Origin of the sequence: Bacillus jepli (assembly GCF_047238305.1) — a bacterium.
Taxonomy (GTDB): domain Bacteria; phylum Bacillota; class Bacilli; order Bacillales; family Bacillaceae_L; genus Ferdinandcohnia.
On record NZ_JBDFMO010000001.1, the window covers coordinates 3,088,882 to 3,101,714 of the forward strand.

Below are 12,833 nucleotides of genomic sequence, written 5' to 3' on the forward strand. Positions count from 1 at the left end.
TCTTTGATGAAGATAAAAAATAAATGGAAGGTCTTATTCCTTACACTACTTACGATTAATCTGCTATGTGTCCTCATTTTTATCGGGTTACTTTTTACGCCTAATAAAGAAGTGACCCCGAAGGAAAAAGTTGTTTCGAAGGATTATGTGAATCTATCTGTTGAAACAAACAAAGAGGACCTAACAAGGGTTATCAACAATTTTTTGAAAAAAGAGGCAAAGGATAATCGGCTAAACTATAAAGTATTGTTGACAGAGCGGGTCATGCTGCTCGGGACGATTACGGTCTTTGGAAAAGAGATTGATATGGTCATGACCTTTAAGCCTGAGGTACTTGAGAACGGGGATTTGCTTTTACAACAGGAGGCTTTTACAGTTGGTCAAGTGAACTTACCAGTAACGTTTGTTTTACGCTATATTAATGACTACTACAATCTTCCGGAGTGGGTTCAGATCGATGCGAAAAAACAAGATATTTATGTCTATTTGTCCGAGATGAAAATGAAAAGCGACACGAAGGTTGAAGTGGATACTTTTGATTTAAGTAAGGACGAGTTAAGGTTCAACTTACAGGTTCCAATGGACTAGAGCAGATCATGATTGATTTGCTCTTTTTTAATATAAATAAAAGGAGTGGAACATGTTTTGTTGAAATAATAAGGATATAAATATAGGTAAAGAGGGTGCTTTTTATGAAAGGGCATTCGGAAAAATGGCTACATACTGTAACTATAGATGCAGGGTATGAAATCACCGGTAGTGTAGAAAAAGTTAAGGATACAGCTTTTTGTTTAGTAGTACGAATTCCTACAAATCGTGGAGATTTATTTTATAAGGAAAATGGCCTGTCTACTAGGCATGAGGCTGTAGTAAGTAAGCATTTAGATTTGCAATCCCAGGGTAAAACGGCTCGTATAGTAGCATCAAATGAAACAGAAGGCTGGTTTCTGATGGTAGATTTGAAGGGGAAACCACTTCGAAAAATAAAGGATAAACAACTTTGGCGACGGGCCATACAAGAGTATGCTGAGTTACAGATTTCACAAATAGAAGAAGTGGAAAGCCTCCTTGAAATGGGTGTTCCTGATCGTAGAATGCCCATTCTTAAACAAGAAATCCAGCATTATTTAAAAGAATTGTGTGGAACAGGCCTAACTGTAGAAGAAACTAAAAAGGTGATGGCACTTCAACCTGAACTTCTATCCATGTGTGATCAACTGGACTCGATATTGCCAGCTTCAATTGAACACGGGGACCTCCATTCAAACAATATACGAATCGTTAGTGATAACATCGTGTTTTTTGATTGGGGTGATGCATCGATTTCCCATCCGTTTTTTAGTACTCGAATATTCTGGCATGCGCTTAATGATCTAATCAAGGATGAATCCGAATGGCTCGAAATGGTGAATGAATTTCGTCCTTTTTACCTAGAGCCTTGGACAAAATTTGCATCCATAACGGAATTAGACAAAGCGTTGCGTATATCTGATGAATTGGCATGTGTCCAGCGTGCACTCAGTTGGCACTTATACTTAACACCTTACTGTAAAAATAAAGCTGAAACCTATGATAGGCCCGCACAATGGCTAAGGCTTTTACTTGAGCATCGTTCATTGGTTGGAAAGTGGAATCATTAGTAATTTTAAAACGGGTTATGCTAGTATAGAAACATACATAATTTTTTGGGGGTATTGAAATGGTTCTACCAAACTTCGAGGATAATTTACAAAAGTATGCAAGACTATTGGTAGCGAATGGACTTAATGTTCAAAAAGGTGATTGGGTAAAAGTAACGATCACCGTGGATCAAGCACCACTTGCTCGTCTAGTGACAAAAGAAGCATATGCCTTAGGCGCAGAAAAGGTGATTATAAAATGGTCCGATGACGAAATTACCAAAGAACATTATCTACACCAACCTGAAGAGGTGTTAACAGATATACCAGATTATGAAATACAGGAATCTGAAGACCATGTTCTTAATCACAAGGTTTGTCGTCTATCGATTGTGTCGAGTGACCCGGGATTTTTAAGTGGTATAGATTCCGCTAAAATTTCTGCTTATCAAAATAAAGCAGCCAAGGCTTTCAAGGTGCAACGGATCGCAACACAAAATAATGATTTAAAATGGACAGTTGCAGGTGCCGCAGGAGCAGGCTGGGCTGCAAAAGTATTCCCGGATTTAGGATCGTCAGAAGAACAGGTTGATGCACTATGGGATCAAATTTTTAAAACATGCCGAGTCTATGAGGATGACCCAGTTGCAGCATGGGAAGAGCATACAAAAGTTTTGAATGAAAAGGCAGCAAAATTAAATGAAATTCAGTTTGACATGCTTCATTATAGAGCACCAGGCACAGATTTGAAGCTTGGCTTACCGAAAAATCATATTTGGGAAAGTGCAAAAAGCTATAATCCAAAAGAGGAAGAATTTATTGCGAATATGCCAACTGAAGAAGTGTACACGGCACCTGACACACGCCGCATGGACGGAGTAGTTCGCAGTACAAAGCCATTAAGCTATGCTGGTACATTAATTGAGGGCATTGAGGTTCATTTTAAAGATGGAAAAATTGTTGACATCTCTGCAGAGACCGGAGATGAGATCATGAAGAAATTAGTATTCGATAATGAAGGTGGAACAGGCCTTGGTGAGGTTGCATTAGTGCCAGACCCATCGCCAATTTCGCAATCAGGAATTACCTTCTTCAATACATTATTCGATGAGAATGCATCAAATCACCTTGCGATTGGTGCGGCGTATCCAACGAACCTTCAAAGTGGAACGAAAATGAATGAAGCTAAATTAAAAGAATCTGGATTGAATGTTTCAACCGTTCATGTTGATTTCATGATTGGCTCAAGTGAAATGGATATCGACGGTATTGAGGAAGATGGCACAGTTGTTCCAATTTTCCGTAATGGCGATTGGGCAATATAAGAAAGGTGGAGTCCAAGGAAAGGCTTTCTAAAGCTTTTTCTTGGGCTTTTTTTGAGAAATTTTGGATAGGAAAAATCAAGTAGTTACAAACACCGATTTTTCGAGTACAATATTACGGTATTCTAATGAAAAAGGAGTTGAATTTTTATGAGTAGTCATTTGTGTAACGACCCTGATCCCGCGTCGAAAAAAGGGGAGGTCATTAACGAACCAATTTTCGTAAGTTGGAAAGAAAATAAAAATTCAACTTTAACTGGTGAAGATTTTTGACTTCCTCGTTAAAAAAGAGGAGGTTATTTTATGTTAAATATTTATCTATCCAATGAGCAGGGGAAGTTACAGGAAACAACTACTATAACAAACGGTTGCTGGATTAACCTGATTGCTCCTTCTGAAAAAGAAATCAATGAAATTGCAAAAGCACTCGAAATACCTGTGGAATTCATCAAGGACCCATTGGACGAAGAAGAGCGGTCTAGGATTGAAAAAGACGGGGAAAACATTCTAATCATTGTAAACATCCCATCAGTGTCCATGGATGAAAATGAGATCCCGATATATGACACCATTCCATTAGGAATTATTATTGCGAAAAATTGTTTTGTGACAATTTGTTTAAAGGATAATCCAATTTTTCATAGTTTCTCAGAGGGGAAGATTAAAAACTTTTTTACTTTTAAAAGAACAAGATTTGCTTTCCAAATTCTTTATACGATGGCAACCTTATATCTCAGATACTTAAAACAAATTAGTAAGAAAACCGATCTAATTGAAAAAGAATTACATCAATCGATGAAAAATAAGGAGCTTTTTTCTCTCTTAAACTTTGAAAAAAGTTTAGTCTATTTTACGACATCTTTGAAATCGAATAATATTGTTATGCAGAAAATGTTGAAAAGCAATTATTTGAAAATGTATGAAGATGACCAGGAATTGCTCGAAGATGTTATCATTGAAAATCAGCAGGCGATTGAAATGGCGGAAACACACACCTCGATATTAAGTGGAATGATGGATGCCTTTGCATCAGTGATCTCCAATAATGTGAATATTGTCATGAAGTTTTTAACTTCGATTACAATTATTCTATCGTTGCCAACGATGGTGGCAAGCTTTTACGGAATGAACGTATCGATTCCGTTCCAGGAATATCAATATTCCTTCTTAATTGCGATTACGATTTCGTTTATTTTATCAAGCATTACTGCTTATATCTTTTGGAAGAAACGTTTCTTCTAAGGTTTATGGCGTTGGTCTAGGTAGTGGGATCAACGCTTTTTTATTGCTGATTTTTCATTTCTTCTTCAACTAATTCGTCTAATCTGGCAATCATTTTCTTCGCTTTGTCCTCATCAATTTGACGATAATGATGAAGACCGCCTTTTTCTTCATCCATCTCATCCGCAAGCTTTGTGATGGCTTGAAGAGGTGTACGTTTGATAAAGCCTTCCTCGATATAGGAATCCGTATGGAATAATATTGCATAGGCAATTTCCTTTGCATACTTTGGATTTTCCCCTAAACGAATCAATAATTTGTGAGCACGCTCCGCACCTTTAATCGCATGTATATCATTTTCCTTGTACATACTATAATCCCATTTTCCGTTTTTATACCACGTGTAGTGTCCCATATCATGAAGCAATGCAGCCTTCGTTGCTAAATCGACAGAAACATTCCGCTCCTTCGCCATTTTAAATGCATGATACGCACAAGCGATCGCGTGAGCCTTCCCTGAACGTGACAAGTACTTTTGTGCAATCCGATGATTAAAAATTTCTGTTAACGTAACATATCTCATTTGTCAGGCGCCTCCTATATTGATAAATTTTTAGAATTTTATCATGTCTGTCAGATATTATCAAGATATAATAATCCAAATGTAATGGAAATGGGTGGAAGAATAGGACTTGCGTGTTAAAATGGTTGTATCAAGATAGTGTGGTGATTGGACTTGTTTTTACGAAGTGTGAAAGTGTTGGCGGAAAAATTACATAATGTACGCGAGTATCCTTTTTCAATTCCAAGTATTAGGGGGCTGGAGCAGCTCGATTTTCATAATCCTGTGACATTTTTTGTGGGGGAAAATGGATCAGGAAAGTCGACTTTGCTTGAGGCAATCGCCCATCAGTGTGGGTTTAATACTGGTGGTGGCGGAAAAAATAATGTTTACACATTTGAAGATGCGGCACCCGCTTTAAGTGACTATATTCGGCTTTCATGGATGCCGAAAATCAATCAGGGCTTTTTCTTACGAGCAGAGAGCTTTTTTCAGTTTGCGTCTTACTTGGATCAGTTGGCCGAGGAAGATCCTACTTTTCATTATCAGGGGTATGGTGGTAAGTCGCTCCATGAGCAGTCACATGGTGAGTCATTTTTGTCTTTATTTTTGAATCGGTTTGGAAGTCAAAGTCTCTATCTTTTGGATGAGCCAGAGGCTGCTTTATCTCCAGCTCGACAGCTTGCGTTTTTGCGAGTAATACACGATCTGGAGAACGGGGGAGATGCGCAATTTATTATCGCGACACATTCTCCGATTTTGCTTGGGTATCCAGGTGCCCAGATTTACAATTTTGATGCATCTCCGATTGAGGAGATTGCCTATGAGGAGACCGAGCACTATCAGATTACGATGGGGTTCTTAAATCGCCGTGAACGGTATTTGCAGGAGCTGTTTCGCGAGGATGATGAAGAAGCCTAGGACGTGGTGGTTGTCAGGGGGTTTTCGTTCCTTCGGTATGGAATTTTTGAGACGGGAGGGTACGATTAGGTGTTAATCATACCGTCAATTAGGTATTTTTGAAGAGTGATGGTACGATTTGGCCTTATTCGTACCATCATTTTGGTGTTTTTGGAAAGTGAAGGTATGATTAGGCGTTATTCATACCGTCAATTTGGTATTTTTGAAGAGTGAGGGTATGATTAGGCATTAATCGTGCCATCATATTGGTATTTTCAAAGAGTGATGGTACTATTAGGCGATATTCATGGTCAGCATCTAATACTTATCAACGAAGAAGGAAAACAATAAAAAAAGACTACCAAACTGGTAGTCTAGAACAAACTTATAACAGTGCCACCGATGGCTCCTGTTACAACCACAATCCAAGGTGGCAGCTTCCAATAGACAAGCATGCTGAACAAAACGGCAGCAACCGCAAAGTCGATTGGCGCAAATACAGTGCTGGTCCATATTGGGTGATAGAAGGCAGAAATCAAAATTCCAACCACTGCTGCGTTTACCCCCATTAAAGCCCCTTTAATTTTAGGGTTACGTCGGAGAAAATCCCAGAATGGTAGTGTTCCTAAAATAAGTAGAAACGCTGGCAGGAAAATAGCGACTGTTGCGAGTAGTCCACCTTGCCATCCATTCATCACGGCACCAAGATAGGCAGCAAATGTGAAGAGTGGACCTGGAACAGCTTGTGCTGCACCATATCCGGCTAAAAATGCTTCTTCACTAAGCCATCCTGTTGGTACAAATTCACGCTCCAATAAAGGTAAAACAACATGCCCACCACCAAAAACAAGTGAGCCAGAACGATAAAAGCTGTCAAACATCGCAATCCATTCCAGAGAAGTAACTTCCCTTAAAATCGGCAAAACAATCAACAAACCGAAAAACAATGTCAAACAAATAGCAGCAAACCGACGAGATATTGGAAACTGTAGATTTGTAGTTTCGCTGTCTGTTTGATTTTTAAATATAACAAATCCTATGATTGCCGCAATGAGAATAACTCCTACCTGTGTAAAGGCTGTTTGCCATAATAGTGTCCCGACTAGCGCAAACAGAGCTAATGATTTTCGCGGTAAATCCGGTGTTAGCTTTTGTGCCATTCCAAGAATGGCATGTGCCACTACGGCGACAGCAACTAATTTTAAACCATGAATCCAGCCCGCGGTTCCAACATCTAAACCTTGGAGAATTAGGGCGAATACAATCAGTGCAATCACGGATGGTAGGGTGAATCCGAGAAACGATACAATGCCACCGAGCACACCAGCACGCATGACACCTATGCCGATTCCCACCTGACTGCTTGCGGGACCAGGTAAAAACTGACACAATGCAACCAGGTCCGCATACGTCTTTTCATCCATCCATTTCCTTCTCCGGATGTATTCTTCGTGGAAATAGCCTAAATGGGCAACAGGTCCCCCGAAGGATGTCAGACCTAGTCTAGTTGAGACGAAAAGAATCTCTAGTAAATTTTTCATTCTGTTCTCCTTTCAAAAATTAATCCTTAATTTCTTTAAATAGCTCATAGGCTTTATTTCTAGCTTCGATAAGGATGGAACTTCCTTTTTCAGTGGTTGTATAATATTTTCTTATTTTTCCTTCTACATTTTTTTCCTCTTTATTTAAAAGTCCATCTGACTCCATGGTGTGAAGGATTGGATAGAGCGTTCCAGAGCTTATGTTATAGCCATGCTCCCTCAATTCTTCGAGCATCCAAGCACCGTAAATGGGATGTTCTTGTGCATGGTGTAATATATGAATCTGAATGAACCCTAGGAAAAGCTTTCGTAATATTTTGTCTTCCACTTTATTTACCACCAATCAAGTTAATATAGAAAGCCAATATCGAAATTCGATATCGGAATTATAGCATGTAAGTTTGATTTTTTATAGTCACATCGAGAATGTTTACAAAACCTTTACATATTGAAACCTTTTGAGATTTGAATCGTAAAACAAACTAACGAAAGGATGTGGGTGAAATGAGTAAATATTCAATTGCGGAATTCATTAATAATACGGAGCAGGAGGACAAAGGGGAAGGTCTATTTGAACTAGAGACTCCGAGAATGCTTGAGGTAAATCTTAACGGCATGGTTTGGGCAAAGGCGGGTTCGATGGTTGCGTATAATGGAAAAATTAAGTATGAACGAGAGGGAATTCTTGAGCACGGCCTAGGAAACATGTTTAAGAAGGCGTTGACAGGAGAAGGGACATCATTGATGAAAGCGAACGGGAAAGGGAAGCTGTACTTGGCCGATAGTGGGAAAAAAATCATCATCCTTCACCTGCAAAATGATGCAATTTACGTGAATGGAAATGATCTTCTTGCCTTTGAACCATCCTTAAAGCACGAAATTAAGTTAATGAAACGAGTTGCTGGAATGATGGCAGGTGGATTGTTTAATGTCCGTTGTGAGGGAAGTGGAATGGTAGCAATTACAACTCATTACGAGCCACTTACATTGCGCGTAACTCCAGGTAAACCGGTTGTCACCGACCCGAATGCAACGGTTGCGTGGTCAGGAAATCTTCAACCAGAATTCCAAACGGATATCTCATTTAAAACCTTCGTCGGACGTGGAAGTGGGGAGTCAATCCAAATGAGATTTGAAGGAGATGGCTTTGTTATCGTTCAGCCGTATGAAGAGGTTTATATGCAACAATCAAATAGTTGATTAGTATAGAAGAAGCATGAGAAAAGATTCTCATGCTTCTTTTTCTTCCACGTTAAGGTCCCCACAGCACATTGACGAGTTCTCGTTTGAATAGATTTGTGTCAATGTTGCAGCTTTTTGACTCTAGACCGTATTGCCACCCCCATGCGAGAGAACCTTCTGGGGCGGATGGGTTAAATTTTGGTGTTTTTGATTCTGCCGTAACTCCTTCGCTCGGTGCGGCAGTCCAAATATAATTTTGTTTGAGGATAGCAGCATTGCTTTTTCCAGCTTCTTGATAGGCTTTAAACAAAGCTTGTTCGGGATCAAACACTCCATAGATTCCAGATTTGTAGTTTGAACCTACGATTGTATCAAACCAGCCTTTGATAAACTCTGAATCTACTGGGTAGTCAGGTTCAATATCGGCAAAAATGGCGACACCTTCTGGGATTCCTATGTCTCTAGCAAGCTTAAGTGCTTCCTTTGCATGTGCTACTCCATTATCGTAGCCGGTAGCGTCATTAAAATGATTGTAGATTGGTAGGATAAAATCACCTTCACCATGAATGATTTTCACTTGTTCAGCTGTAAGTCCTACTGATATTCCATCACGCGCGCCGAGGTAACGACCAAATACAACAGGGTCACCGAAGTTTTCTTTTACACAAGCATAGAAATCCTTGGTTGTTTCACTGGCTGAATCAATTCCCCAAACGATTTCAGGTAGATTATCACTAGGTTTTGCTTTGTCATCTTTCTTTTGAACTTGTTGTTTCTCTTGTTCTTTTTGTTTGTTATTGTCATTATTTTTAGCATTTTCTTTTTCCTGCTCTTTTTGTTTATCTTTCTCATTGTTTTGATCTTGATTTTGTTGATTCTGTTCATTTGCTGGTGGCTTTTGCTTTTGATTTTTGTTTACAGGAGGGGGAGTCGGTGGTGCTTCAATGGCAGGAGTCGTTGTTGCTGGATTTGCTTTGTCCTCTGTTACATAGAAATACACCCCACAGCATAAAAGGAAGCCGATGACAGCAGCTACAATCAGATTAAATACTTTTTCTGTCATTTCATCACCTCACTTTGATACTCCCTGTATCATATGTAGGCTTTGTTTGTACTGTGTGGGTCTGGGCTGGTGTCACTTCACCAACCTAATAAAAAAGAGTGTGGCTATTGAGAAAAAAGGAAAAGGTTCTGTCATAGATGCGACATATTAAAAGGGGTTTAGATAATAGTGGAAAAACACATAACATAAAAGTATATTTGAAAAGGGTTTTGGATAAAAATGGAAAAACTCATAACATAAACGCGTTATATGAAAAGGGTTTTGGATAAAAATGGAAAAAACCATAACAAAAACACTGTATATTAAAAGGGTTTTGGATAAAAGTGGGAAAACTCATAACATAAACGCTATATATGAAAAGGGTTTAGGATAAAATATTCGTGAAAGTTGGGATTGTTCATTATAAAATCCAATTTTCTGAAAAAAGTTTTGAAACAAAAAACACTAGGTTCATAACCTAGCGTTTTCGTGTTCATTCATCTATTCATTTCTTCGCGAGTACTTCACGTTTCACTACTCGTTTCCGTTGATCGCCATTTAAGTATGCTGTCGTCATAGCTACAAGGAGTAATATACCTGTGACGGTGAAAAGGATTTGCGTTGGAAATAAGCCTCCGAGTAAACCGCCTAAAAGCGGCCCAATCATTCCGCCAATTTGGTTTGCTGTTTGGTTTAAACTGAATGCTCTGCCCCGGAAATCTTCTGGTGTTGATTTGACGACTAATCCGTTTAAAGCAGGAAAAACCGCACAGAAGAAAACGCCATAGACAAAGCGTATGAAAGAAAAGCCCCAGATTTGAGTAAAGACGATTTGAGCTAAAGTTCCAATTCCTGCTCCTAAAAGTCCGATAAATAGGACGCGGTGGAAGCCAACCTTATCCGCCCACTTACCCCAAACAGGTGCAAAAAGTGCACTTGCAAGACCAGGTAAGGAAATGACAAAACCTGTAAGTAAGGTCGCATAGTTTGTGTGGCTTGCGATATCAGCAATGTATAACGGCAAGATTGGATCGATAATCATCGTTGAGCAGCTGACCATAAGAGTAAGAATTAATACTAGCAAGAATGGACGGTTGTTTATTGCAATGCGAAAGTCTTTGATAACAGAGCCTTTTTCCATGTTTGCTTTGAAATTTTCCTCTTTTACGAAAAAGATTATTAAAATCGTTGCCAAGAAGACTATGATTCCTGCACTTGCAAACGCCCAACGATTACCCCAAAGCTCCGCCATTCCCCCACCTAGAAGAGGACCTAAAATCATACCTGTTGCTGCTGCAGATGAAATCATCGAAAGGGCATAACCGACCTTTTTCGTCGGTGTGTTGGTACCTACAAGGGCAATGGAACCAGGTATGAATCCACTTAGTAAACCTTGCATTAATCGTAATCCTAATATTTGATAAGCGTTTGTGACGAAGGCCATTAATGTGTAAACAAGAAAAAGGGCAAATCCTGCCCGAACAATCATTGGCTTACGTCCGTATTTGTCGGCAATTCTTCCCCAAAAAGGAGTCGCAAATGCACCTGCAAAAAAGGCGGCCCCGTAGATGAGTCCTGACCATAATTCGGTGTGGTCGTGAACTCCGATTTCCAATAGAAAGATTGGTAAAAATGGAATAACCATTGAAAAACCGGAAGCTGTAAAAAAAACACCAATCCAAAGAACCCATAAATTTCGTTGCCAAGTCGGCATAGCTTGTTCCATCTCCTAAAATATTCTACATATACTAGTAGAGTTATAATATCACAATTGTAGATTATTTTCATTAACGAAACTTTCGGATTATGAAATAAATCGAAATCGTTAAGAAAGCAAAATATTTAGCTTTTATCCATTTGAAATAACAAAATTGAATGAATTATCTAAAAATAAATTGACAATGAGTTGTTAGTTATTGTACTATTGTATACAAATACACATTGTCCACGATAGATTGTTGTTTGGGGTATATTTCCAGGACTTATTAACAGTCTAAGTTAAGGTAAATGTGCCTATTTTTGTCGGAAGGTGTTTGATTTATGTCAATATACAGGGGTGAAAAATATGAACTGTTCTAAAACAATATCTACAGGTTTTTTGCCACCGCTTCATGGAATTAAAATTGTAGATTTATCTCAGATTGGAGCTGGCCCGTATGGAACTTCAATGTTGGGGGATATGGGTGCGGACGTAGTAAAAGTTGAATCGCTAGAGGGTGAGAGTTTTAGATACATCGATAATCTCTTTGGTCATGGCGATAGCGCATACTTTTATGGTGTAAATCGAAGCAAACGTTCACTTACTTTAGACTTAAAAAGCTATGAGGGGCAAGAAGTTCTTCAAAAAATGGTTCGCAATTCAGATGTATTCGTTGTCAGTTTTAAGCCTGAAACTGTGGACAGGTTAGGGATTGGATATGAAAAGCTTTCACAGCTTAATGACCAACTTATTTACTGCCAAATTACAGCTTTTGGTGAGACTGGACCTAGGGCCCATCAGCCTGGAATGGATATACTAGGTCAAGCACTAGGAGGGATGATGGGCTTAACTGGTGAAAAAGATGGCCCGCCAATTAAGGCAGGGGTTCCAATTGCAGACTTTTTGACTTCTTATTTAGTTGGTTTTTCTGTAAGCGCTGCACTAAGAGCGAGAGATTTAAATGGACGTGGACAGAAAATCAGTTTGAATCTTCTTGATGGTCAAGTTTCTACCTTAGCAAATATCTTAACGTACTATAATCGAACCCAGATCCCGGTTCGACCAGAAGGCGGTGGCCACCCTCAATTAGTACCCTATCAGCCATTTCAAGACATTAATGGAGATTATTTCATCCTTGCTTGTCTAAACGACGGATTCTGGAGAAGACTTACACATGTAATTGGTAAACCGGAATGGTCAGATGACCAAAGATATGCAAGTAATCCAGACCGGGTTAAGAATCGTCAAGAGCTGATCTCAATCCTCTCTGAGATTTTTGCACAAAAGCAGGCATCTTATTGGTTAGAAAAACTTGATTCCGCGGGTGTTCCTTGTAGCCCAGTCAATCGTTTAGAAGATGTATTTACGGATCCTCAAGTAGTCCATAATGAATCGATTATTAATCTACAGCATCCGAAACACGGAGATTATCCTGTTCCAAACATCCCGATCCGTATGCATGGGACACCGGCTCAACCCCGAGGATACGCCCCTCGTCTTGGTGAACATAGTCGAGAAGTATTGGCAGAGTATGGTTATACGACTAAAGAAATAGATCAGCTGATTAATGAAGGTATTGTTACTGAGTTCGAGGATAAAATGGCGAGTACTGGATCTTCAAAAGCGAAGGAATGAGTTTTGGTAGATATATAGAGGCATACATGGAGATAGTTTTTTCTGTATGCCCTGGTTGTTATTATTGCCATTTTCAATCGAAAGTACATCATTCATTTTTATAAACTACA

Annotated in this window: 12 protein-coding genes; 7 read left to right on the forward strand and 5 right to left on the reverse strand. The window is 39.2% G+C overall.

The features are described 5' to 3' along the window. The first annotated feature begins 6 nt into the window (after positions 1-6). From ABC371_RS15830 to ABC371_RS15845, 4 genes are all read left to right on the forward strand, one after another. Positions 7-588, forward strand: a complete 582-nt coding sequence (locus ABC371_RS15830; RefSeq protein ID WP_412897654.1) for a YpmS family protein — start codon at positions 7-9, stop codon at positions 586-588. Between the two features lie 104 nt (positions 589-692). Further along, positions 693-1,640 carry an aminoglycoside phosphotransferase family protein gene (locus tag ABC371_RS15835; RefSeq protein WP_412897655.1) on the forward strand — a complete coding sequence of 316 codons (948 nt, stop codon included), beginning with the start codon at positions 693-695 and terminating at the stop codon, positions 1,638-1,640. 59 nt (positions 1,641-1,699) lie between these two features. Then, positions 1,700-2,944, forward strand: coding sequence for an aminopeptidase (locus ABC371_RS15840; protein ID WP_412897656.1), 1,245 nt, complete (start codon positions 1,700-1,702; stop codon positions 2,942-2,944). Between the two features lie 300 nt (positions 2,945-3,244). After that, a complete protein-coding gene (locus ABC371_RS15845; protein WP_412897657.1) occupies positions 3,245-4,183 on the forward strand; it encodes a magnesium transporter CorA family protein in 939 nt (312 codons plus the stop codon). A 40-nt stretch (positions 4,184-4,223) separates the two neighbouring features. Here the strand turns inward: ABC371_RS15845 and ABC371_RS15850 are convergent, their stop codons facing one another. Further along, positions 4,224-4,745, reverse strand: a complete 522-nt coding sequence (locus tag ABC371_RS15850) for an HD domain-containing protein (protein ID WP_412897658.1) — start codon at positions 4,743-4,745, stop codon at positions 4,224-4,226. A 153-nt stretch (positions 4,746-4,898) separates the two neighbouring features. Here ABC371_RS15850 and ABC371_RS15855 point away from each other — a divergent pair, with 153 nt between their 5' ends. Then, positions 4,899-5,645 (forward strand): AAA family ATPase, encoded by a 747-nt coding sequence (locus tag ABC371_RS15855; protein WP_412897659.1) that lies wholly within the window; start codon positions 4,899-4,901, stop codon positions 5,643-5,645. A gap of 353 nt (positions 5,646-5,998) precedes the next feature. On the opposite strand, the gene ABC371_RS15860 is transcribed toward ABC371_RS15855, so the two are convergent. After that, complete coding sequence (locus ABC371_RS15860) at positions 5,999-7,165, reverse strand: chromate transporter (RefSeq protein WP_412897660.1); 1,167 nt, start codon at positions 7,163-7,165, stop codon at positions 5,999-6,001. 19 nt (positions 7,166-7,184) lie between these two features. Further along, positions 7,185-7,493 carry a PadR family transcriptional regulator gene (locus tag ABC371_RS15865; RefSeq protein WP_412897661.1) on the reverse strand — a complete coding sequence of 103 codons (309 nt, stop codon included), beginning with the start codon at positions 7,491-7,493 and terminating at the stop codon, positions 7,185-7,187. Positions 7,494-7,669: 176 nt separating this feature from the next. On the opposite strand from ABC371_RS15865, the gene ABC371_RS15870 reads away from it, so the two are divergent. Next, positions 7,670-8,365, forward strand: coding sequence for an AIM24 family protein (locus ABC371_RS15870; RefSeq protein WP_412897662.1), 696 nt, complete (start codon positions 7,670-7,672; stop codon positions 8,363-8,365). A 52-nt stretch (positions 8,366-8,417) separates the two neighbouring features. Here the strand turns inward: ABC371_RS15870 and ABC371_RS15875 are convergent, their stop codons facing one another. Both ABC371_RS15875 and ABC371_RS15880 read right to left on the reverse strand, forming a co-directional pair. Further along, positions 8,418-9,410 (reverse strand): glycoside hydrolase domain-containing protein, encoded by a 993-nt coding sequence (locus tag ABC371_RS15875; protein ID WP_412897663.1) that lies wholly within the window; start codon positions 9,408-9,410, stop codon positions 8,418-8,420. A 484-nt stretch (positions 9,411-9,894) separates the two neighbouring features. Continuing rightward, positions 9,895-11,103, reverse strand: a complete 1,209-nt coding sequence (locus tag ABC371_RS15880; RefSeq protein ID WP_412897664.1) for an MFS transporter — start codon at positions 11,101-11,103, stop codon at positions 9,895-9,897. Positions 11,104-11,454: 351 nt separating this feature from the next. On the opposite strand from ABC371_RS15880, the gene ABC371_RS15885 reads away from it, so the two are divergent. After that, on the forward strand, positions 11,455-12,723 hold the full coding sequence (locus ABC371_RS15885; RefSeq protein WP_412897665.1) for a CaiB/BaiF CoA transferase family protein: 1,269 nt from the start codon (positions 11,455-11,457) through the stop codon (positions 12,721-12,723). Positions 12,724-12,833: the final 110 nt, after the last annotated feature.